This window comes from Stenotrophomonas maltophilia (assembly GCF_047497515.2).
In the GTDB taxonomy this organism is placed as follows: domain Bacteria; phylum Pseudomonadota; class Gammaproteobacteria; order Xanthomonadales; family Xanthomonadaceae; genus Stenotrophomonas.
Genome location: NZ_JAXAXL020000001.1, coordinates 668,978 through 692,046, shown reverse-complemented (window position 1 = coordinate 692,046; position 23,069 = coordinate 668,978). Strand labels below are relative to the sequence as shown.

The following is a 23,069-nucleotide window of genomic DNA, read 5'->3' as shown; positions in this document are numbered from 1 at the left end:
ACGCGCAATGACATCACTGATGCTGGCCGGTGCGGCCGCCGCAAACAACAACGGCGGTCGCCTGTCCGAACCGACCGATGGTTATGGACAGGCTCCCGCCGTTGGAAGCCACGATACGCCCCGACATGCTCCGTACATGCCGCGACCGGATGTCGCAGCCCGCGAATGGGTGCAGGACGTGCTCGCGCACAACGGGCCGATCTACCTGCGCATCGTCAATTCGCTGGAACGCACGGTGCGCCGCGGTGGCCTCGCACCGGGGCAACGCCTGCCCTCGCAGCGCGCCTTGGCGCAGCAGCTTGGCGTCGACCTGACCACGGTGACGCGGGCGTTTGACGAAGCACGCAAACGCGGCCTGATCGAGGCGCGCGGTCCGCAGGGCAGTTTCATCGCGCCGCCCAAGGCTGGCTTCGAGCAGGTAGTGGACCTGAGCATGAACGTGCCGCCGGTGCCCGATGCCGATGCACTGGCCGAGACGCTGCGCCGCGGCGCCGCCGCGGTACTTGCGCGCAGCAACGCTCCGAACCTGATGACCTACCACCTGGGCGGCGGCAACCCGACCGATCGCCATGCGGCGGCGCGCTGGCTGCAGCCGATGCTGGGCCCGGTGGACGACGCCTGCCTGCTGCTGACCGAAGGCGCACAGGTCGCGCTGGCGGCGATCATGGTAAGCCAGAGCCGCGATGGCGATGCGATCCTGTGCGACACGCTGGTCTACCCGGGGCTGCTGCAGGCAGCGGCCGCACTGGGCCGGCGCCTGCTGCCGGTGGCCAGCGACGAGCACGGCATGTGCCCCGAGGCACTGGCCCGGCAGGCCCGCGAAAGCGGCGCGCGGCTGGTCTATCTCAATCCCACCTGCCAGAACCCGACGGCGCTGACCCTGCCGCTGCAGCGGCGCGAAGCGCTGGCGCGCGTACTGGAAAGCGAAGGCCTGCTGGCGATCGAAGACGACCCGTATTGGCACCTCGCCGAGGACACGCCGACACCGCTGGCAACCCTGGCACCGCGGCATGTGTTCTACGTGGCGACGCTGTCGAAGGTGATCAGCCCAGGCCTGCGTACGGCCTTCGTGCAATGCCCGGGGGCGGCGCACGCCGAGTCGATGACCGCCGCGCTGCGGGCGACGCGCTTGATGGGTCATCCGCTGGTGTCGGCGCTGGCCAGCCAGTTGCTGCTGGATGGTTCGGCGCAAGCGCTGCTGGCGCAGGTGCGTAACGAAGCGCGCGAGCGCCTGCGCATCGCTTGGTACCTGCTGGCACCGTCACTGCTGGTGCGCGCCGAGGGCCTGCATGCGTGGTGCCGGATTCCGCCACCGTGGACCGATACGACACTGGTGCGTACCGCACAGCTGCAGGGGCTGGCGATTGCGCCGTCATCGGCGTTCTGCCCGCCTGGCGTACTGCATCCGCAGGGTGTGCGGCTTTCGCTGGGACTGGCGGCAGATCGCCGGCAACTGGAAAGCGCGCTGCGGCGGATTGACCGGCTGTTGTTGTCCGATGCGTTGCCGGCAATCGAGCGCTAGGTGGAATGCATCCACGCATGGCGTGGATCTACTGGACCTGTTTCGGTAGGTGCCAACCTTGGTTGGCACTGCCCGCTCACGCCATCCGTGGATGGGTCAGGCGCCAGCGGCCGGCACTACCCCAACGCCGCCAAAGCCTTCACCAGTGCATCCATCTGCTCCGGCCGGGTGAACACCGACGGCGTCACCCGCACGCAGGCGCCGGAGTCCAACCCATCGCGGTGCGTGGTGAACACCCGATGTTCTTCCAGCAGGCGCTTCTGCAGCGCGATGTTGTCGGCCGTGCTGGTGCGCCCACGCAGGCGGAAGCTGGCCAGCGCACTCGCCAGCGCCGGGTCCGGCGATGACAGCACTTCGATATGCGCCATCTGCCGCGCAGGCACCGTCCAGCGCTCGCGCAGGTAGCGCAGCCGCGCCTGCTTGTTGGCCGCACCGATGCGCTGGTGCAATGCGATCGCTTCCGGCAGCGCCAGGTAAGCGGCGAAGTTGACCGTGCCGGTGTGCACCCGGCTGCCCACCCGACCATCGTCGGTCTCGCCCATGTACGGGTCCAGATCCGCCACGCGGCCCTTACGCACGTACATCGCGCCCACGCCGACCGGCGCACCGATCCACTTGTGCAGGTTGATGCCAACGAAGTCTGCTTTCAGGTCTGGCACCGCATAGTCGATCTGGCCGAAGCCATGTGCCGCATCGACAATCACATCGATACCGCGTGCACGTGCACGCTCGGCGATCTCCGCAACCGGCAGCACCAGCCCGTGGCGGTGGCTGACCTGGGTCAGCAGCACCAGCTTCAGCCGAGGCAGGCGCGCGAATGCGGCCTCGTAGGCCTGCAGGATCTGCGCGTGGTCCGGCGCCCCCGGAAGGGCGATGCGCTCCACCTGCACGCTGCGGCGCTGCTGCAGCCAGCGCATCGCGCCGATCATGCTGTCGTAGTCGATGTCGGCGTACAGCACCTGGTCGCCGGGCTGCAGGCGGTTGTAACCGCCGATCAAGGCCAGCATCGCCTCGGTGGCGCCACGGGTCAGCGCGATCTCATCGGCCGCCACGCCCAGCAGTTCCGCCACCTGCCGCTGCACCGCCATGTACTGTGCCGGGAATTCGCGGCGACCATACCAGGCGTTTCCACGGTTCACCTCGGCGGTATGGCGCTGGTAGCTGGCCAGTGTCTCGCGACCCATCGCACCCCAGTAGCCGTTCTCCAGGTGGTTCACTTCGTCGGTGATGTCGAAGTGGCTGGCCACCGCGGACCAGTACGCTTCGTCGTGGGCCAGCGCCTCCGCTGGCACGGTCGTCGCGGGTATCTGCATCGGGCCAGCGTAGCGCGCGGCCGCCTGCGCAGGCAGTGAAGGCAGCACAGCGGCGGCCGGCAGCAAGGTGCCGGCGCGCAGCAGGGAACGACGGGTACGGTCCATCAGAAGCTCAACCGGTACTGTGCGTACAGGTTGGCGCCATCGGTGTCGTACGGCGCGTTGCGCGAGTAGACCAGGCCACGGCTGGCCTGGAAGGTGGCCTCATCCGGGTAGCGGTCGAACACGTTGTCGGCGCCCACGCGCAGGCTGTGGTGTTCGTTGATGCGATAGCCCACGGCCAGGTCGAGGAAGCTCATCGCGCCGAAACGCTGGTAGATATCGCCCACCGCATTGCCGCTGGAGTCGGTCCAGGCGCCGTAGTAGCGCATGCGCGCCATCAGCGACCAGGCGCCGATGTCCCAGCTGCCGGTCAGACTGCCCTTGTGCTCGGGCAGGCGGTCTTCGAACAGCACGCGCTGGGTCTCGTTGGTGGCCACCGAAGTGCTGCCCTTGTCCACGCGGGTACGGTTGTAGTTGTAGGCCAGGGTCAGCGTCATGCGGCCCGCGCCGAGGTCGCGCAGGTAGTTGCCGACCACGTCCACGCCGGTGGTGGTGGTGTCGAAGTCGTTGGTGAAGTAGTTCACCGAGGTGTAGCCCAGCGGGTTGGGCGTGCCGGCCGGAATGGCGAAGCTGGCCGACTGGCTGAAGCGGTCGGTGAGCTTGATCTGGTACACATCCACCGAGCAGGACAGGCCCAGGTCGGTGCGCCAGGTCAGGCCCAGCGACGCGGTACGCGATTCCTCCGGCTTCAACGGCTTGGCACCGAGCAGCTGGGCCAGCGGATCATTCGGCGACAGGCGGCCGCTGGTGAAGATCTGCAGCGTGCGCGTGTCCAGGCCCTGGGTGGTGCTGGTGGTGTTGAGCTGCGCCGGCGTCGGTGCGCGGAAGCCGGTGGACACGGTACCGCGCAGGGCCACGTCCGGGGTGATCGCAAAGCGCGCCGAGAGCTTGCCGTCCAGGGTGCTGCCGAAGCTGGAGAAATCTTCATAGCGGCTGGCCGCACCGAGGCTCCAGCGCTCGCCCAGCGGTACCTCCATATCCACATAGGCCGCCTTGCTGCGCTGGCTCCACTGCCCGGCCTGGCTGGCCGAGAAGCCCGGCGCGCCGTTGGAATTGGCTTCCAGGCCCGCGGCCGCGCCCGGACCCACCGCGTACGAGGCCGGGTCACCGGCGCGCACCTGGTAGGTCTCCTGGCGGAACTCGCCACCGAAGGCGACGTTGATCGGCTTGGCCAGCGCGGCCACGTCCCACTCGTAGTTGAAGTCGGCGTTGGCGTTCTTCTCGGTCTGGGTCAGGCGGCCAAGATCGAACGCGGTCGGGCTGGCCGGACCGAGCGAGGCATTGATCGAGTTCTTCAGGCTGTAGTCGATGGCGTTGCGGCCGTACGAGGCGCTCACGTCCCAACGCAGCTTGGGCGTGATCTCGCCACGCAGGCCACCCACCAGCTGCAGGTCGTTCTGGACGTTGCCGTACTGCGGGCTGAAGCCCACCGGATAGATCGAACGCAGGTTCCAGCCGGGGAGGATCGCCGTGGTGCGGTAGGCGCCGGTGGTGGTATCCGGGTTGCGCCAGTTGAAATCGCTGACGCCATCGCTGTGGCTGTACAGGCCGAAGGCATAGAGCTCCAGCGTGTCGCTGGCGTTGGCCTTCACGTTGAAGCCGACGCGGCGGCTTTCAAGCTCCGGCTGGCCCCAGCGCTGCACAGGATTGGGTACGTCCAGGTCCGGATGTGCGGCCTGGAACGCGATGGCATCCGGGCGCTGGCGGGTGCGCGAGGTGGCGTCGGAATTGGACGATTCGGCGAACAACACCAGGCTGCCGTAGTCGCCCAGCGACCAGCCGGTGCGCGCGCTGAAGTCGCGCGAGGCGCCGTCGCCCTGTGCGTACTGCGAGTAACCGGCGGTGATCTCGGTGCCGGGGCCATCCTCGAGAATGATGTTGATGACGCCGGCGATGGCGTCCGAGCCGTACTGCGCCGAGGCTCCATCGCGCAGCACTTCGATGCGCTTGATCGCACTGGTCGGAATCTGCGCCAGGTCGGCCGCCTGCGCACCACGGTTGCCCAGCAACGCGCTGCGGTGGAATCGGCGGCCGTTGACCAGCACCAGCGTCTGGTCCGGTGACAGGCCACGCAGGGTGGCTGGGCGCACGAACACCTGGCCGTCGGCCATCGGCAGTCGCTGCACCACGAACGACGGCACCAGCTGGGCCAGCACGTCTTTCAGATCGGTGGATTCAACCGACCTGATGTCTTCCTTGGTGAACACATCCACCGGTGCCAGCGTTTCGAACTGGGTGCGGTTGGAGGCGCGGGTGCCGGTGACCAGCATCGCATCGAGCTGGGTGGGGGCGGTGCGGCTGCCGCTCGATGCATCGACCGCACTGGCCTCCGCTGCGATCGCGCCTCCTGCGCTGGCCATGGAAAGGGCAAGGAGGATGGAACGCGAAAGCTTCGAACGATGCACGGCAGGGCTCCGGATAGGCACGACAGGGCCAGTACCTGCATGGACACAACAGGCCTGGACAAGGCGCGCAGTCTCGGCGCGATCTGTGAAGGAGCCATGACGTCAGTACGACAGCTTGATGCCGCTGGAGCGCAAGAACTGCTAAACGCGGCGCCTGCCGATCCGCTACTGTGCCGGGCATCGGCTTCGGGGAATGGCGGGATGAGCGCGGCAGGCAAGGCATTGTGGTACATCGAAACCCATGCGGATCTGCCGCTGACACTGGCTGATATCGCAGCGGCGGCCGGGCTTTCGCCATTCCATCTGTCGCGCCTGTTCCAGGCCCGCACCGGCACCTCGGTGGTGCGCTACCTGCGGGGGCGCCGCCTGAGCGCCGCCGCGCAACGGCTGGCCAACGGGGCAGGCGACATCCTGCAGGTGGCGTTGGGCGCCGGGTATACCACCCACGCGGCGTTCACCCGCGCCTTCTGCGAACAGTTCGGGCAGACGCCGGAGCGGGTGCGCGAACACGGCATCGATGGATTGGCACTGGTGCAGGCAATACGCGTGGATGAAGCACCGGCCGCCTGCACGGAAGCGCCGCGCCTGATCGATACCCCCACCTTCCAGGTTGCCGGCATCGGCATGCGCCACACCCGTGACAGTGGCGGTGCGATTCCCGGGCAGTGGGCACAGCTCAACCGTGAATGGCCGGCGCCGGTGCCGATCAGTTTCGGTGTGTGCTGCAACAGCGATGATGAGGGTGGCTTCGACTACATCGCCGCACTGCCGGCCGGCGCGCTATCGACGGTGCCCGCACATTGGCAACGCGTGGCGGTACCGGCGCGTCGCTATCTGGTGGCCTGGCACGGTGGGCACATCTCCAGCATCCGCTCCACCTGGTTCTGGCTGCTGGACCAGTACCTTCCGCACTCGGGTCTGAGCCTGGCCGATGCGCCGGACCTGGAACGCTACGACACCCGCTTCGATGAGCACACCGGCAACGGCGGCGTGGAAATCTGGCTGCCGGTGGACCAACGCCCTCGCTGACATGGAGCTGAAGATGCGCATGAATGCCGCTGTGCTGGGAATGATCCTGATGGGCGTGGCGACCGTCGCCGCCGCCGACGAAACCAGGTTGGCCGGCGAACGCCACGGCACCACGACGGTCGCCAGCGCCGCCGTGCGTGATGTGCAGCACCGCGAGGTGCTGCGCTACACGGCCTGGTATCCGGCACAGGCCGGCAGTCGCGAAACCGCGCTGACCATCGGCCCACCCGATGCGCCCCTGTTCGACGTCGGACGTGCAGCGCTGGATGCACCGGTTGCGGGCAAGCGCCTGCCCACCCTGCTGCTCTCGCATGGCAATGGCGGCAGCGCGCGCATGATGGGCTGGCTGGGCACGGCGCTGGCGCGCGCCGGGTACCTGGTGATCGCGGTCGATCATCCCGGCAACAACGGTGCCGATCCGATGACCCTGCCCGGCAGCGTGCTCAGCTGGTTGCGCGCGGATGATCTACGCACCGCACTGACGGCAGTGCAGGCCGATCCGGTGCTCGGTGCACACGTCGACCGCGGCCGGTTGGGCGTGGTCGGGTTCTCGGCCGGTGGCTACACCGCGCTGCTGGCGGCGGGTGCGCGCCCGGACCTGCAGCGGTTGCTGGCGTTCTGCCGCAAACATCCGGATGACGGCGTCTGCCGGCCGCAGCAGGAGGCCGCCACGCACACGATGGAAGCGCGCCTGGCCGCCGCGGCCTCACCTGCACTGGCCCCCTGGATCTCCCACTCTGACGACGCGCGCGCCGTTCCCGGCGTGCGTGCGGTATTCCTGCTGGCACCCGCGATCATGCAGGCGTTCGCGCCGGAACAGCTGTCCTCGTTGCAGCTGCCGGTGTCGATCGTGCTGGGTGAGGCTGACAAGGTTGCCCCGCCGCAGAGCAATGGCGAAGCTGCACAGGCATTGATTCCGGGTGCGACGTTGCTGCCCCTGGCGGATGTCGGCCACTACGATTTCCTGTCCGCGTGCACGCCGGTCGGACAGCAGCGGCTGGCAGACCTGTGCACCACCTCGGTGCCGAAGGCGCAGACCCATGCGCAGGCGGTGGACGCGGCGCTGCGGTTCTTCGGCCAATCCCTGCGCTAGTGGCCGCCGGGCATGGCCCGGCGCTACAGTGGTCGCATCCACGGAGGATCGATCATGCGCCTGCTCCACCTGACCCTGCCGGTGTCCGATGTGGCCAACGTCGCCACGTACTTCCACGACGTGCTGCAGCAGCGCGTGGTCGGCAACCACGTGCACGTCGGCTGGAGCACGATCGAACTGCAGCCCGCCGCTGATCATCCGGTCGGTGGCGTGCACCTGGCCTTCAACGTGCCGGACAACCGCTTCAGCGAGGCGATGGCGTGGCTGCGCGAGCGCACCCCCTTGCAGCGCAATCCAGCGGGTCTGGACTACTTCGCACTGGAAAGCAGCTGGCAGTCGCAGTCGGTGTACTTCACCGGTCCCGATGGCCTGATCCTGGAACTGATCGGTCGCCGCCGCCTGCCGGCCAGCGCGTGCGAAGGCGTGTTCCATGGCAGCGAACTGACCTGCCTCAGCGAAGTGGGCCTGCCCAGCCACGATGTCGACAGCGTGCGCGCACAGGCCAGCCAGCGCTTCGGCCTGCAGCCGATCAGCCCGCCATCGCCGCAGTTCGCACCGATGGGCGACGACGAAGGCCTGCTGATCGTGGTGGCGGCCGATCGCCGCTGGTTCCCCGAGCAGAAGGACCTGCCCAATGCGCAGGGGCTGTTGCTACAGGTGGGTGACATTGCGGGTCCCGGCGAGCTCCGCGACGATACCCTGGGCTGGCGGGTCGTATCAGCCTGAAGCGGCTTTCCAGGCACGGCGCTCGCTACGGCGTGCGCGTGCCCTGCCCCGCTTCAATCCGCGCATGCAATACCTGCAGCTGCGCAGTCATCTGGTTGAACACCTGCAGATCCGCATCGACCAGGGCCGGCCAATCCGGCGCGTGCCCCAGCAACTGAACCACCTGCTCCTGCGGCGCACGATCGAAGCCTTCACCCAGCACGGCCAGATAGCGCTCGCCGAACCGCTCCGGGTCGCGTTGGTCCCGCACATACAGCTGCACCGCCAACAGCCCTGCATACAGGTAGTTCACCAGGTAGTTCGGGTCGTCATACATCAGGCGCTTGCCGATCCAGCTGTTGCGCAGCTGCGGATAACGCACCGGATCCTGGCCGAAGCGCGCCAGCACCTGGCCGGTCAGCGCGTCCAGGTCATCAGCGGTGCCCAGCGTGCTGTCGGCCACACCCTGGTAGATCGACTGTTCCAGCTGCGCTTCCGCCGAAGAGGTGAACAACTGCAGCACCATGTCGTCCAGCAATGACTTCAGGTAGTAGGCCTTGGCCCGCGGATCCTGTGCCTGCTGGTACAGCTGGTCGCGGAAGCGCAGTTCGTTGTAGATGGCGAACGCCTCGGTCAGCCACCGGCTGCCGTTGCGCTCTAGCGGCGATGCGTGGCCGCGCTGCATCCACTCGCCATGCAGGGCATGACCGGCTTCATGCGCGATTTCGACATCGCTTTCCAGGTCGCCGCTGCGCACCCCGACGAACAACATTGCCGGTACGCCAGGGGCATTCACCGCGAATGCATCCGCACTGCGGTCGCCACGCGCGGTGCCCAGGTCCATACGGTGGTTGGCCGGATCCAGCAGCGCGCGCAGCTCGGCGACGTACGCCGGGCCCAGATGCTGCATGGCATCGGCGGCGGTGTCACGCAGCTGCGTCAGCGTCAGCACCGGCGGCGTGTAGCCGGTATCGGGCACCGTGGCATCCCAGAGCTGTGGCGAATCGATGCCGGCGCGTGCGGCGTGGCGCAGCAGCATGTCCTGGTAGGCACGCCGATCGCCCGCGTGACGTTCGATCGCCAGCAGCGTGGCGTCCACCGTCGATGCATCCAGGCCCATGTGCCGGTAACCACGCGCCGGCGCCGTGCCGTCCCCCTGCAGGCGCGCAGCGGCATCGTTCACCTGCACCAGGCCCAGCAGTACCGAGGCCATCGGCTCGCGGCGCGACTGCAGGCCTTGCCAGTAGCCCTTCCAGCCGGCCTCGCGCAGCGTGCGGTCGGGATGCTGGGCCAGCGCTTGCTTGTCGCGCCCCGTATCCCATCGCCGCCCGTCGCGCTCGATCTGCGGGTACTCGGCCGTGTGCAATATCTGCCCGCGCAGGCGCGCGAAGCTGTCCAGCGCCGGATCCGCCAGGGCGTCCACCGCCTCCTCCAGCGCGGCATTTTCCGGGGTGGCGGCTTCCTTCAGCGCTCGTGCGCGCAGGAAGGCATACGGTGCCGCCCACGCCGCGTCCGCGGGCGCCTCGCGCAGCGCGGCGCGACCGCTACGCGCAATGCGGCTGCACAGTCCCATCACCTGGTCCAGCGCCTGGGCCGGACGATGATCACGCGCGTTGCGTGCGGCCTGCAGGTGCAGGTAGCCGTGGTGGCGCAGGCACTGCGCCTGCATGGCCTCGGCCTGCTGGAAACGTACCGCGGGCGCGCTGCCGGCCGTATGCTGCAGGGCCTCCAGCTGCTTGCCCAGCGCATCGCGCGCGCGCTGCTCGGCCGTGGCATTGGCGAAGTAGGCACGGTCGTCGGCGTGTAGCGGCTCCGCGCCGGTAGCAGTGAAAGGCGCCATCGCCAGCATCACGGCAATGGCGGCGGTGGTGCGCGTCCTGCGAGCCTGCATCGGCGTCTCCCTGCCTGGGTCAGGCTTCGAGCCTAGCAGCCACTGCCGCGCGATGCCTGTGCCGGATCAGGCGTCCTTCAGATCGACTCGTCCTCGCGCTTGACCAGTGTCCAGCACGGCGCCTGCGCGAAGGTGTAGGTCTGCTGGTCGCTGCTGTCCGGCGTGTGGATCTGCACCTGGCGCTGCCCATCGGCCAACACGGTGATCTGCATCTGGCGCCCCTGTCCGGCCAAGGTTGCGGGATCCGGCATCACCGGCCATTCGACGTCGGCCAGTGCCAGCCGGCTTTCGACCTTGCGCGGTTCCGGCTCGGCCTCGGCATCGATGTAGCTGTCCAGCAACGGGTCGGCGGTGGCCTTTTCCTGCAGCGTGATCTCGTTGCCGAAGTGCTTCAGGAAGGCATCGAACTGCGGGAAAGGGCACTCGGCACTGGCCGGCGCAGGCGCGGGTTGAACCGCTGCGGCCGTCGATGATGGCGCGGGCGCGGCCGGCGCGGTTTCCGTGGACGAGGGCTGCGGCTCGGGCGCGCAGGCAACCAGTGCCACGCCACAGGCAAGCGTCAGCACTGCGGCAGAACGGTATCGACGCATGGGCTCATCCTGAATCCGGTTGGGTCGCCCCATGCTACCGCGCGCCCTACAATCCCCGCATTCCGCCCGTCCGAGAATGCCATGCACCGCCTCCTGCTCCTGATCGGCCTGCTGCTGCCCGCCCTGTGGCCGGCCGTGGCGATGGCCGTCGATGTCCGCGAAGGCGACCTGCTGTTCGTCACCGCCGGCCACAGCGGTCTCAGCGCGGCCATCGACGATGCCACCGGCAAGCAGGGGGCCACCAGCTTCGACCACGTGGCCCTGGTCGCTTCCGCGCCGAAGGGCTGGGAGGTACTGCACGCTGACGAGAAGGGATCGCGCCGGCAGTCGCTGTCCGCGTTCCGTCAGGATGCGCAGGCCAAGCATCGGCAGATCGTGGTCTATCGCCTGCGTGCACCGCAGCGGGCCGCGATCAAGGAGGCGGTCGCCACCGCACGCACGATGCTCAGCAAACCTTACAACACGACGTACGTGTTGAATGAGGACAGCTACTACTGCTCGGACTTCATCGAACGCGCCTTCCGCGCGCATGACGTGTTCGCGCTGCAGCCGATGAACTTCCGCAACGCACAGACCGGCCAGATCGCCCAGCACTGGGTCGACCTGTACCGCGGCATGGGGATGGACGTGCCGCAGGATCAGCCCGGCACCAACCCCAACGACATGTCGGCCGCGCCGGTACTGCAACGCATCGGCGTTCTGGAATAAGCGAAGCCCCGCACGAGGCGGGGCTTCACAGGTCACACCGTGTACAGCGCGTGGTCATTCTTCTTCGTCATGGCCGCCTTGCTGCTGGTTGCGCTCTTTGCGCTGCTGATCCTGCTGCTGTTGCTGCTGCTGGTCACGACGGCCCTGCTGCGGGTCCTGCTGGTTCTGCTGACCCGGCTGCTTCTGGTTCGGGTTCTGGTTCTGCTGTGCCATGTCCGTTCTCCGAAAGCCACGCGCGAAATGCGGTGGACGGGGCCATCCTCTGCAGCGATTGGTTAATCGCGCGTGCGTGGGCGGCTACACCCGTGTGTACGCCTGTGAATGAACACGCCAAGCCCCTTGCAGCACAAGCCCATGAAGGATTCATGCAGGTTCGGCATGTGCTCATGCCCGCGTTGGGGCAACGCGCATTCATGGCTGCCACCGCTGGAAACGCGCGCTGAACGCCGCTGACACCCCCACCGCAGGGGCGCCGGCGCTGCGTTCAGGGCATCACCGGCGGCACATAGGCCAGGGTCATGCCCAACAGCCACAGCAGGCCCAGCACCAGTGGGATGTGCACCAGCAGCTGGATGAAGGTAAAGCCCACGATGTCGCGTGCCTTCAGGCCCAGCACACCCAGCAGCGGCAGCATCCAGAACGGGTTGATCAGGTTCGGCAGTGCTTCGGCGGCGTTGTAGACCTGCACCGCCCAGCCCAGGTGCGCCTTCAGTTCGTTGGCGGCCTGCATCACGTACGGCGCCTCGATGATCCACTTGCCACCGCCGGACGGCACGAAGAAGCCCAGCACCGCCGAGTAGACGCCCATCACCAGCGCGAAGGTATCGGTGCTGGCCACGTGCACGAACAGGCTCGACAGCCGGTGCGCCAGGGTCTGCCCATCACCGCCGGCGGCATGGGTGAGGATCATGGCGATGCCGCCGTACAGCGGGAACTGGATCAGCACGCCGGTGGTGCTCGGCACCGCTTTGGCCACCGCGTTGAGGAAGCTGCGCGGCCGCCAGTGCAGCAGCAGGCCCAGCGAGATGAACAGGAAGTTGTAGGTGTTGAGGTTGGCGATGGCGCTGACCAGCGGCTTGTTGGCGAACTCGTTGAACAGCCAACCGAAGGCCAGCAGCGAAAGCAGCACGGTCAGCAGTGGGCTGTACTCCAGCCATTCGCCCGGGCGCGTGCGGCGCTGCAACGGTTCCGGCTCGGCCTGCGCGGCGCCGGGGAAGTCCTCGGCAGTGCGTGCGCTGCAGGCAGCTGGCGCGGTGAGCCAGGCAATCAGCAGCGAGACCAGGATCAACACCGTGGTCAAGGCGATCGACTGCCACAGGAAGATGGTTTCGGTGAAGGGCAGCACGCCGGTGATTTCCACCAGGCCGGGCGGCATGCTGGCCGGGTTGGCCTGCAGCTGCGCGGCTGACGAACTCAGGCCCATCGCCCACACTGCACCCAGCCCCAGGTACGCCGAAGCGCCGGCCGCGCGGTAGTCCATGCGCAGTTCGCTGCGACGCGCCAGCGCCCGTACCAGCAGGCCGCCGAACACCAGCGAGAAACCCCAGCTGAGCAGCGAGGCCAGCATGCTGACCAGGCCCACGTACACCACCGCCCCGCGTCCGGTGCGCGGCACCCGGGCCAGGAAGTCGATGAAGCGTGCCACGATCGGCGCGGTTGCTACGGCGTAGCCGCCGATGACCACGAAGGCCATCTGCATGGTGAACGGGATCAGGCTCCAGAAGCCGTCGCCGAAGGCACTGGCCGTGGCCTGGGGGGTCGAGCCGAAGCTCATCGCGGCCAGCGCGACGATGACCACGCCGAGCACCGCGAACACGTACGCATCGGGGAACCATTTCTCCGCCCAAGCGGCCGAGCGCAATGCCGCGCGCGCCATCCAGCCGTCCTGTACTGCTGCCGTCGAGGCCATCGCCTACCCTCCCAGGTTCGATGGTCCGATTCTGGGCGGTGGGGTGCGGGCTGTCAGCCACCTATTGGTCGTAGGTGGCGGGGAATGGTAGTACCGGCCGCTGGCCGGCAACCCCGGGATCGTGCACGTGTGCAGCCGGCCAGCGGCCGGCTCTACCAATCCCTTGTATCAACGCAGCGCCAGATCGACCGCGATGCCGGCAAACAGCGCGGCCCCCACCCAGTTGTTGTGCAGGAACGCCTTGAAGCACGGGCCGCGCTCGCGCTTTCGGCAGATCCAGAACTCGTACACCACCAGCGCGGTGGCCACGGCCACGCCCACCAGGTAGTACCCGCCCAGCCCGCCGCGCACCCCCACCAGCGCCATGGTGGCCAGGAACAGCGCGTACAGCACCCCCTGGATCACCAGGTCGAGGTCGCCGAACAGGATCGCGGTGGAGTGCGAGCCCATCTTCAGGTCGTCCTCGCGGTCGACCATGGCATACCAGGTGTCGTAGGCGGTGGACCACAGGATGTTGCCGGCATACAGCAGCCAGCCCAGCATCGGCACCTCGCCCTGCACGGCGGCGAAGGCCATCGGGATGCCCCAGCCGAACGACATGCCCAGGTAGACCTGCGGCAGATGGGTGTAGCGCTTCAGATAGGGGTAGCTGGCGGCGAGGAACACGCCGATGAAGCTCAGGCCGATGGTCAGGCCGTTCAGGGTCAGTACCAGGCCGAACGCCACCAGCATCAGCACCGCGAACAAGGCGAGCGCGGCGCGTCCGCTGATCGCGCCGGTGGCCAGCGGACGCGCCTTGGTGCGCTCCACGTGCGGGTCGAGCCAGCGGTCGGCGTAGTCGTTGATGACGCAACCGGCCGAGCGGGTCAGCCACACGCCGGCGGTGAACACGAACAGCGTCCACAGCGGCGGCAGGCCGCCCGCAGCCAACCACAACGCCCACCAGGTGGGCCACAGCAGCAGCAGCGTGCCGATCGGGCGATCAGCGCGCATCAGACTCCAGTAATGCCGCCAACGCGGCGTCGCCGGCGACTGCGGCGAAGTGAGGGGGGTATCAGCCATGCCGATAGGATACTCCTGCCCCTTTCGCAGGGCTTTGCCCGTGGGGGGAGATTTGTTCGGCGAAACTGGATAGAATGCCGGTCCCGCACCGCTTCATGGCGCTGCGATGCCCGCCCCGGCACTGGTCGACGGCGCGGCGGTTCTACAACGCGCCCGTAGCTCAGCCGGATAGAGTAGTGGCTTCCGAAGCCATTGGTCGGGGGTTCGAATCCCTCCGGGCGCGCCATCTTCCCCTGCTCCACCCCGTTCCGGCCCCTAGGGCATGCGTCGAGCGTAGCTCCGATTCGGATCCCGTGTGGCGCGGCAGATCCGGCTGCGTGCATGCCTGATCATGCCGGGCAGCCAGCACAGCACCGGCACCAATGCCCAGATCGCCGCCAGCCAGAACCATCGACCCAGGGTGTAGGCCCAGATAACGGGAAATACAGCCAGCGTCGCGATGAGCTGCGTATACAACAGATGGAGCGTGTGCATGCCCAGACGTGGGTCCGAGCGCAGCAGCACGCCACACCCGACGCATGCCGTCATCGCTTGGCGTTTCCATGCAGAGCGCCATGAGAAGCGCTGTCCTGCAGCGCCGCAGAGCGGACAGGTGAAGGTCATCAATCGCATGCGCTGCCTCCCCTTCCACATCCTGATGGATGCCACAGCATACGGCGGATGCAGCAACGCCGGGCATGACCCGGCGTTACGTTCAATGCACTCGAGCAAGCTCGACGCTACAAGAGCAGGTCAGTATTTGCCGTCGAACGCGAAGATCGGCTTGCGCTGCTTCCACGCGCCGGCGGTGAAGTCCGGGAATTCCAGCGTCTGGAAGCTGTTGGCGATCGACTGCTCGCTCAGCGGCGTGATCGCGCTCCAGGTCACCGCGTCGTAGATATCGATCGGCATCGGTGCCTTGGCCTTCAGCGCTTCCACGAAGGCATGGATGACGAACCAGTCCATGCCACCGTGGCCAGCACTGGCGGCGGTATCGGCATTCTGCTTCCACAGCGGGTGCTCGTACTCGTCCTGGTACTTCTTGAACTCTTCCCACTGGTGCGGCGGGCTGCGGCCTTCGATATGGATCGAATGGTTCACGTCCATCCACAGGCCCTTGGTGCCCTGCACGCGGAAGCCCATCGAATACGGGCGCGGCAACGAGGTGTCGTGCTGCAGCAGGATGGTCTCGCCGTTCTCGCAGGCCAGCGTGGTGGTCACGATGTCACCCAGCTTGAACTTGACCTTGGTGCTCGGGTGGGTGGTGCCGCCACTCTTGGCCACGGTGTATTCGTGCAGGCCGCGTGCCTTGGTCGCGAACGCATTGATGTGGGTGAAGCGGTTGCCGCGATTGATGCCGGTGTACATCGCGCAGGGGCCGATGCCATGGCTGGGATACAGCTCACCGTTGCGCTCGACCGAATGCTCGGTGCGCCAGCGCGCTTCGCTCCAGCCCTTCGGGCCGAATTCCACGCCGCTGTCGTAGGGCTGGTTCGGATCGCCAGAGTTGAACTTCACGCCGCGCAGGTCGTGCTGGTAGCCGGCCTGCAGATGCACCAGCTCGCCGAACAGGCCCTGGCGCACCATCTGCAGTGCGGCCATCACGTCGCGGCGGTAACAGACGTTCTCCAGCAGCATGTACGGGGTGCCGGTGCTCAGCTGGGTCTTCAGCACGTCCCAGTGGTCCTGCAGGGTGATACCGGCCACCACTTCGCAGCCCACGGCTACGCCGGCCTGCATTGCGGCAATCGCCATCGGCGCGTGGTACTCCCACGGCGTGGCGATGATCACGCCATCGATGCCCTTCTGTTCCAGCAGGCGCTTCCAGGCGTTGGTGTCACGGTCCTGGCCATAGGTCTTCGGCGCCGGCTTGCCGGCCTTGCTGACCATCTCCACGGCGCGACCGAGCATGATCGGCTCGATGTCGCACAGCGCGACCACCTCGACGTCGTCGCGGCGCACCAGTTCCTTCAGCAGCACCAGGCCACGCATGCCGGTGCCGATCATGGCCAGGCGCACCTTGCGCCCGCGTGCCCATGCCGGGGTCTGCGGCAGCAGGCTGCTGGCGGCGACAGCGGCACTGGCCGCGATGAATTCCCTACGCTTCATGGCAAACATCTCTCCTCTTGGCAGCGTGCCGGCCGCAGCCGGCACGCCAGGTCACGCAAACGGAATTACTTGAACCGGTAGCCGATGGTCACACTGTAACCACGACCGAAGATCGTCGCGTAGTCACTGGAGTCACCCAGGAAGCTGTTCGGGTCGTAGAACGGCAGGCGGTTGAACAGGTTCTTGACGGTGAAGCTCAGGTTCCAGGCATCATCCGGGCGCCAGGTGACGCTCATGTTGGCGGTCCACCACGACGGTGCACCGTCACACTTGCTCTTCTGCAGCGCCAGGTAGCCGCCGGTGCAGGTTTCCTTGTTGTTGCTCACTTCATCGACCTGGTCGGTGGCCCATTTGGTGCCGCCCACATAGTTGACGAACATGCTGGTGGTGACCTGCTTGTAGGTCCAGTCGGCATTGAGCGTGGCACGCAGGCGCGGGTTGTTGTAGTAGCCCACCACATCGCCGTAGTACCAGCCGTTCTCCGCATCCATGTAGAAGCGGTTGCGGTTGGCGATGGTGGCGGCCAGGCCGATGTTCAGGTTGCCCCAGTCACCCAGCGAGAAGCGGCTGCGCGCATCAATGTCGAAGCCGTCGATCAGGGTCTTGCCGCGGTTCTTGTACTGGCCGACCACGCTGGCCACGTTGCCCGCCGAATAGCCCGGCAGGTTCGCCGGGCAGCTCACGCCGCTGGCCGGATCGGCGCACATCGCCGCCAGCTGCGCCAGGTTGGCCCGGTCGCTGTCGGTGATCGGCGAACGCGACATCGAGATGATGTCTTCCATGCGGCGGTAGTCCGGCGCGACGATTTCGTTGTTGCGATAGATGAACCAGTAGTCGGCCGACACCGACAGCCAGCTGGCCGGCTCGTAGACGAAGCCGAGGGTGGCGATCTTCGCCTTCTCCGGCTTCAGGTCCTTGTTCGGCTGGGTCATGCGCGCCACGGTACGGTTGCAATCGACGTTCAGCAGGGTCTTGCCGAGGTCCACATCACCCGGCCGCTGCGACTTCAGCAGCAGGTTGGCGATGGCGTTGGTCTCGTTGCAGCGCAGCTCGTCGCGGAAGCCGCCCAGCTGTGCGAACACGCCGCCGTTGCCGGACTCGGCCAGGCTTGGTGCGCGGAAGCCGGTGGAGTAGGTACCACGCAGCATCAGCTGGTCGAAGGCCTGGTACTTGAAGCCGATCTTCGGTGCGATGTTGGCACTGAAGTTCGGGTACTTGTCCACGCGCACCGCGGCATCCAGTTCCAGCTTGTCGGTGATCGGCGCCACGGTCTCGGCGAACAGCGCATAGGTGTTGCGCTTGCCGTCGAACCACGAGCCGCCCTGCTGGGTAATCAGGCCGTTGGCCGCATCGGCGTTGCCCGGGGTGTAGAAGGTTTCGCGGCTGGCGTTGAAGCCGAACGCTGCGCGCATCTCACCGGCCGGCAGCTGGAACAGCGGGCCTTCGATCTTGCCGTCCAGGGTATGCAGGCGGGTCCACGACTGGATGTCGAAGGTCGGGAACGCTTCACGGATCAGCGCGGCGTTGGCTTCGCTGATCTCGCCGAACTTGTAGGCAGGATGATCGGAAATGATCACGCGGCCGGTGCCCGGGTCAATCGTGTACGGGCCGAAGGCCTTCTCGAAGCCCTTGGTGTTGACGTTGATCGTCTGGTAGGTGGTGGAGTGGGTACCAGCGCTGGCGAACGCGGTTTCCCAGTTCCAGTCGCCCACGTTGCCACGTGCGCCGGCCAGCACGCGGTAGCTCTTGTCGGTGTTGCGCTGGCCGAAGTAATCGGCACCGGCATCCTGCAGCAGGTACTGCAGGCCGACCACGCCGCCCATCATCGCCTTCATCTGCGGGCTGGCGTGGTTGTACTCGTTGTTTGGGCCCAGGAACGGATACAGGAACTGGTTGACGTTGTTGCCGGTGTTGCGCGAGAACCAGCTGGTCGGGTTGCCGGTGGTGGTGCCGTAGGTACGTGGCGTACCGCCGTTGGCACGCAGATCGATGTCGGTGTAGGTCGCCTCGGCGAAGATCTCGGTGCTCTCGCCCACCAGGAAGGTGCCGTTGAGGTAGGCGGTGTTGCGCTCGGACTTGGCGCCGGCATCGATCTCGTTGTTCATCCAGGTTTCCCAGACGCAACGCGGTCCGGCCGCTTCACTGGTCAGCACGTTCTTGCAGCCCGGTGCCGCTTCCTGCACACGGCGGCCGGTCACCGGATCAAAGGCGAAGTAGCTGCCCGGGTTGAACTCGCCCGGCTTGCTGCCCACGCCCAGGCGCAGGTTGTTGAGGTAGTTCGGGTTGTTGACGTAGTACTGGTCGGGACGCTTGTCGTAGAAATCGCTCAGCGGAATCGCGTCGCGGCGGTACATGTTCACCGCGCCGTAGATGTTGAAGCGGTTCTCGGCCAGGTCGCCGAAGCCGGCGGTGATGCTGGCCTGGCGCTCGCCGTAGGAGTCGATGCGCGAGGAGGTGTCATTGGTGAAGCTGATCTCGGCGCCCTGGAAGTTGCGCTTGGTGATCACGTTGATCACGCCGGCCACCGCGTCGGTGCCGTACACCGCCGAGGCGCCGTCGGTCAGCACTTCCATGCGCTCGATGGCCGCGGCCGGGATCGCATCGATGTTGACGAACTGGGTCTGGAAGCCGGCCGGTGCACCGTAGTACGACAGGCGACGGCCATTCAGCAGCACCAGCGTGCCCTGCGCGCCGAGGCCACGCAGGTTGGCCTGCGAGGCGCCATCGGAACCGGTGAACAGCGAACGCGCATCCTGCTGCGCCGGACGTGCGGCCGGCAGGTTGTCGAGCACCTGCAGCAGCGTGCGCGCACCCATGTTCTGGATGTCCTGCTTGCTGATCACCTGCACCGGCGAGGCGGTTTCAACGTCGGTGCGGCGGATGTTGGAGCCGGTGACCTCGATGCGGGCCAGGTCGGTGGCCTTGTCCTTGCTGTCCTGGGCGAGGGCGGGAACGGCGACCGAGAGCAGCACGCCGGCGATGGCCAGCGGCAGCGGAGCAATCGAACGACAGGGGGGGCGGTGGTGGCGGGCGGGCAACATCGGGGTTCTCTCCTGGCAGGGGTGCGGCGCAATAAGTGAGCGCGTGGGCGTTCGGCGGGCAAAACGCTCCCGGGCCACGGCCAGCAGGGCCGTAGTCGGTATGGGCGGGGGGAGGAGCGGTGTTACGAGGGGGTCATGGGGCGACGATGCTGGCGGAGTCGCCCTCCTGGCCGATCAGCACGGCGTTGGCCCAGTTGGCACAGACCTGGGCGGGTTGGCTGCCCTGCGCACCCAGCGTGCGCAGGCTCAGGGTGGAAAGGCCACGGATGTCCAGCTCCGGTTTGACCACGCCAGGCGCCTTCACCAGGCCGCTGTCGTACAGCAGGCGGTTGTCGCCCCAGACCTGGAACTGCAGGCCACCGGCAGTGCGGCACGCGTCGTCGATGCCGAGGTCGGCGCGCAGCAGGTGCCAGCCGCCCTGCAGGCGCAGGTCGATGCGGCTGGTGGCGCCCACGCCCAGGCCACGGCGGAACTGCAGGCCGTTCATGCGCATGCCGGCATCGCCACGGAACGACTGGTCGGTGCGCACCTGGCTGGCCAGCGCGGCCGGCACCGGCAGCTCGGAGAGATAGCGCTGCCGGGCCGGTCGCTCCGGTTCCTGGTGCTCGAGGATGTGGAAGGTGGACAACGCAATCGGGCCAACGTCGCGCGGCTGCAGCGCATCGAAGGCGCGGGCGCTGCCCTGCGCCGCCGTAACCATCGGATCGGTGCTGCTGGCGCCATCGCCCTCGGGGTTCTGCACGCTCAGCACGCGGAAGCGCAGCAGGCGACCGGCATGCGCCGGGAAGTCGATGCGCTGCACGCCTTCCTTCAGCTGCAGGCGGCCACGTGCGATCGGTTCGCCCCACTCGCCGTTGCTGTCACCCAGGTACACCTCGTAATCGCGTACCTGGCCATGCTTCCAGTTCTTGTCGTTGCGCGGGGCGATGTCGATGCCATCGATCATCCTGCGCTCGCCGAAGCCGATCACCCACTCATGCGCACCAGTGCGCACGGCCTGGTTGCGCACGCTGCGGAACCAGGTGCCGGGATCGTCGTCGAAGGCGTTTTCCAGCGCGTGGCCGGGTTCTTCGGCCGGGCGGTTGACCACCAGCAGGCTGTCGCTCGGCAGTTCGCGGCCGAGCACCGGTGCAGCCGGATAGGCATCGTCGGCGGCCGCGGCAGCCACCGCGAAGTCCAGCTGCAGCTGCAGCGGCTGGCGGATGTCCTGGGTGGCGGTACGCACATGCAGGGTGCCATGGCGTTCGGCGGCATCGAAATACCAGCCTTCAGCAGCGCCATTGAAGGCAGCGGCATTGGCCAAAGCCGGCAGCGCACGGCCACCGGCCTGCACCGCACGTGGCGCCTGCCGGCTGAGTACCCGCAGGCCATAGCGACGCTGCGCCAGCTGGCCGTTGTACTGGCCCTGCACGGCATCGATCTGCACCTGCACCGGGCCACTGCCCTGCGCCGGCGCCTGCACGCGGATCACCTGCGTGCTCGACTCGCCCTGCTGGTAACGGCGGGTGTTGCCGTCGTCTTCGTACAGTGTGTACTGCGAATCGCCCTGCGGGTACAGGTCGAACATCACCTCATCCAGCGGCTTCTCGCCATCGAACAGCATCGACGGGTACATCGGCAGAATCGCGCCAGCACGTACGAATACCGGCAGTGTGGCCAGGTCCACCTGGCGGTCGAGCTGGCGGCCGTCGGCAGCAGCCTGCACGCGGCGGCCATCCCAGTAGTCGATCCAGCCGCCGGCCGGCAGGTGGATGTCGCGGCGCCAGCCACGGCTGGCCGCCTGGCTGCGGTATACCGGCGCCACCAGCAGGTCGCGCCCGAGCAGGAACTGGTACTTGTAGGTTTCATCCTGCGCGTGCGGATCGCGCGGGTTGTCCCACATCAGGCCACGCACCGGCGGTGCGCCGGTCTGCGCAGCGTCGTGCACCAGCCCGTACATGTACGGGGTCAGGCGCATCTTCAACTTCAGGTAATCGCGGTTGATGCTGCGGTAGGGCTCGTCGTACCACCACGGGTGCTTGCGCGCGTTCGACGACCAGCCGCTCATGCCCATCAGCACCGGGGTGAACGCCTTCCACTGCAGGTCGCGGGTGAAGGTCTCGGCGCTGCCGCCGAAGATCGCATCGACGTCGCCGCTGGCGTAGGCCATGCCGGACAGGCCCGACCCGACCAGGGTCGGCACGTGCCAGCGGATGTAGTCCCAGCTGCTGCTCTGGTCGCCGGTCCAGGCCACTGCATAGCGTTGGATGCCGGCCCAGCCCATCACCGTCCACAGGAACGGGCGCGAATCGGAATTGTCGAGGATGCCGTTGAACGCCTGGCGGTTGGCGTCCATCGCGAACTGGTAGCCCTTGCCGGTCCAGGCCACGTCCAGCTTCTGCACGCGGCTGCCGGCCTTGCCCACTTCCCACGCAATCTTGTCGACGCCGTTCTCGGTCCACAGGCCGGTACGGAAGCCATACTTGGCCAGGCCCTGCACGGTCTCCGGCAGCTTCTTGTAGCCACAGCCGTACCCATCATTGGGCAGGATCCAGCCGCCGGGCATGTCATGTTCGCGGTACTGCCTGGCCACGCTGTCGATCACATCGGGCGTGGTGCCGGTCGGGCCGTCGCTCCAGCCTTCAGGCACAGTGCCGGGCTTCTTGCTGTTGTCGCCGTCGTTGTAGCAATCGGCGTCGCCGTAGGACAGCGCCCAGCGCGCGACCATGTTCGGGCGGCCAGTCAGCTGGGTGTAGCGTTCGATCAGCTTCGGCAGGTCCGCGCCGACGAAGTAGTAGGCGTCGAAACGGTCTTCGCGATGCAGCAGCGTGGCCTGATCGGGCTCGCGCAGGTCGTAGCTGCCATCGCTCCACGTGTTGCGCAGCATGCCCCAGCCGCGGCTGCTCAGCAGCATCGGCGCCGGGCTCGGGCGGTCACCCTCTTCCCAGCCGCCGGAATAGGACACGTCCAGCTCGCGGCCCTTGAACTGGTAGCGGCCGTTCTGCTGGCCACCACCGTAATAGCCTTCATCGGCCTGCGAAGACAGCACCTGCACACTCTGTGTGGCGTCCAGGTCCAGCGGCTGCAGCTCCTGCCACAGGGCGGTGGGCTGGCCGTTGTCCAGGCGCTCCAGGCGCAGGCGCAGCGGCTGCCGCTGCACATGCAGCACCAGCGCATCGGTACGCACGCGGATTTCCTGCGCGTCTTCTTCCAGCTGCGCCCGCACGTTCGCCTTGGGCTGCGGCAGCACGATCGGCGCGGCCTTGTCGCCGGCACCGGTCAGCGTGCCGTTGCGGCCGGCCTGCACGCGGATGATGTCGGTCGCCGGCAGCTCGATGCGGATGCGCGCGCCCTTGTCGGTCTGCAGATCCCAGCCACGCACCCCATCGCGGCTGTCGCTGGCGGCCACCGAACGCAGGTTGCCGACCGGTTCGGCATTGACCGGCGTGGACGCCAGCATCAACGCCGGCAGCAGGGCCAGCAGCAGCGGCGAGCGACGAACGCAGTTTTCCACGCGGACTCCCAACCCGTTCACCGGGCGTTTCGAAAGCGATTGGGCCGACTCTAGGGCAGCGATTCGAAAGATGTCAACAAATTGAAAGGAAAAAGGAAGATATATTCCCTTGAAACGA

16 protein-coding genes and 1 tRNA gene are annotated in these 23,069 nt (G+C 67.2%); 6 read left to right on the top strand and 11 right to left on the bottom strand.

What is annotated here, in order from left to right; all coding sequences use genetic code 11:
• Window positions 1-7: 7 nt before the first annotated feature.
• Window positions 8-1,522: an aminotransferase-like domain-containing protein gene (locus tag ACMZPQ_RS03580; protein ID WP_197581474.1), complete on the top strand. Its 1,515-nt coding sequence runs from the start codon at window positions 8-10 to the stop codon at window positions 1,520-1,522.
• A 116-nt stretch (window positions 1,523-1,638) separates the two neighbouring features.
• Here the strand turns inward: ACMZPQ_RS03580 and ACMZPQ_RS03575 are convergent, their stop codons facing one another.
• Entirely contained in the window at window positions 1,639-2,940 is a 1,302-nt protein-coding gene (locus ACMZPQ_RS03575) for an aminotransferase class V-fold PLP-dependent enzyme (protein ID WP_197581472.1), read from the bottom strand.
• Window positions 2,940-5,342 (bottom strand): TonB-dependent receptor domain-containing protein, encoded by a 2,403-nt coding sequence (locus ACMZPQ_RS03570; RefSeq protein ID WP_197581470.1) that lies wholly within the window; start codon window positions 5,340-5,342, stop codon window positions 2,940-2,942. Before ACMZPQ_RS03570 ends, ACMZPQ_RS03575 begins: the two co-directional genes overlap by 1 nt.
• Window positions 5,343-5,543: 201 nt before the next feature.
• Here ACMZPQ_RS03570 and ACMZPQ_RS03565 point away from each other — a divergent pair, with 201 nt between their 5' ends.
• From ACMZPQ_RS03565 to ACMZPQ_RS03555, 3 genes are read left to right on the top strand one after another with little or no spacing between them, the layout of a single operon-like run.
• Entirely contained in the window at window positions 5,544-6,371 is an 828-nt protein-coding gene (locus tag ACMZPQ_RS03565; protein WP_197581468.1) for an AraC family transcriptional regulator, read from the top strand.
• Window positions 6,372-6,384: 13 nt separating this feature from the next.
• A complete protein-coding gene (locus ACMZPQ_RS03560) occupies window positions 6,385-7,464 on the top strand; it encodes an alpha/beta hydrolase family protein (RefSeq protein ID WP_197581466.1) in 1,080 nt (359 codons plus the stop codon).
• Between the two features lie 54 nt (window positions 7,465-7,518).
• Window positions 7,519-8,190: a VOC family protein gene (locus ACMZPQ_RS03555; RefSeq protein WP_197581464.1), complete on the top strand. Its 672-nt coding sequence runs from the start codon at window positions 7,519-7,521 to the stop codon at window positions 8,188-8,190.
• Window positions 8,191-8,215: 25 nt separating this feature from the next.
• On the opposite strand, the gene ACMZPQ_RS03550 is transcribed toward ACMZPQ_RS03555, so the two are convergent.
• On the bottom strand, window positions 8,216-10,060 hold the full coding sequence (locus ACMZPQ_RS03550) for a M3 family metallopeptidase (protein WP_197581462.1): 1,845 nt from the start codon (window positions 10,058-10,060) through the stop codon (window positions 8,216-8,218).
• A 77-nt stretch (window positions 10,061-10,137) separates the two neighbouring features.
• Window positions 10,138-10,650 (bottom strand): hypothetical protein, encoded by a 513-nt coding sequence (locus ACMZPQ_RS03545; RefSeq protein ID WP_197581460.1) that lies wholly within the window; start codon window positions 10,648-10,650, stop codon window positions 10,138-10,140.
• 81 nt (window positions 10,651-10,731) lie between these two features.
• Here ACMZPQ_RS03545 and ACMZPQ_RS03540 point away from each other — a divergent pair, with 81 nt between their 5' ends.
• Window positions 10,732-11,358 (top strand): YiiX/YebB-like N1pC/P60 family cysteine hydrolase, encoded by a 627-nt coding sequence (locus ACMZPQ_RS03540; protein WP_197581458.1) that lies wholly within the window; start codon window positions 10,732-10,734, stop codon window positions 11,356-11,358.
• A 54-nt stretch (window positions 11,359-11,412) separates the two neighbouring features.
• Here ACMZPQ_RS03540 and ACMZPQ_RS03535 read toward each other — a convergent pair whose 3' ends face one another.
• From ACMZPQ_RS03535 to ubiA, 3 genes are all read right to left on the bottom strand, one after another.
• Window positions 11,413-11,571: a hypothetical protein gene (locus ACMZPQ_RS03535; protein ID WP_197581456.1), complete on the bottom strand. Its 159-nt coding sequence runs from the start codon at window positions 11,569-11,571 to the stop codon at window positions 11,413-11,415.
• A 271-nt stretch (window positions 11,572-11,842) separates the two neighbouring features.
• The gene (locus tag ACMZPQ_RS03530) at window positions 11,843-13,267 is read right to left on the bottom strand and encodes a short-chain fatty acid transporter (protein ID WP_414486137.1); all 1,425 of its coding nucleotides are present in this window, start codon (window positions 13,265-13,267) and stop codon (window positions 11,843-11,845) included.
• A gap of 168 nt (window positions 13,268-13,435) precedes the next feature.
• On the bottom strand, window positions 13,436-14,329 hold the full coding sequence (gene ubiA, locus ACMZPQ_RS03525) for a 4-hydroxybenzoate octaprenyltransferase (RefSeq protein ID WP_197581452.1): 894 nt from the start codon (window positions 14,327-14,329) through the stop codon (window positions 13,436-13,438).
• A 149-nt stretch (window positions 14,330-14,478) separates the two neighbouring features.
• On the opposite strand from ubiA, the gene ACMZPQ_RS03520 reads away from it, so the two are divergent.
• A tRNA-Arg gene (locus ACMZPQ_RS03520) sits at window positions 14,479-14,555 on the top strand.
• Window positions 14,556-14,584: 29 nt separating this feature from the next.
• Here ACMZPQ_RS03520 and ACMZPQ_RS03515 read toward each other — a convergent pair.
• The 4 genes from ACMZPQ_RS03515 to ACMZPQ_RS03500 form a co-directional block, all read right to left on the bottom strand.
• Entirely contained in the window at window positions 14,585-14,941 is a 357-nt protein-coding gene (locus ACMZPQ_RS03515; protein ID WP_197581450.1) for a hypothetical protein, read from the bottom strand.
• 120 nt (window positions 14,942-15,061) lie between these two features.
• Window positions 15,062-16,417 carry a Gfo/Idh/MocA family oxidoreductase gene (locus ACMZPQ_RS03510; protein WP_197581448.1) on the bottom strand — a complete coding sequence of 452 codons (1,356 nt, stop codon included), beginning with the start codon at window positions 16,415-16,417 and terminating at the stop codon, window positions 15,062-15,064.
• Window positions 16,418-16,482: 65 nt separating this feature from the next.
• A complete protein-coding gene (locus ACMZPQ_RS03505; RefSeq protein WP_197583457.1) occupies window positions 16,483-19,458 on the bottom strand; it encodes a TonB-dependent receptor domain-containing protein in 2,976 nt (991 codons plus the stop codon).
• A 133-nt stretch (window positions 19,459-19,591) separates the two neighbouring features.
• Window positions 19,592-22,951 (bottom strand): TIM-barrel domain-containing protein, encoded by a 3,360-nt coding sequence (locus ACMZPQ_RS03500; protein ID WP_197583458.1) that lies wholly within the window; start codon window positions 22,949-22,951, stop codon window positions 19,592-19,594.
• Window positions 22,952-23,069: the final 118 nt, after the last annotated feature.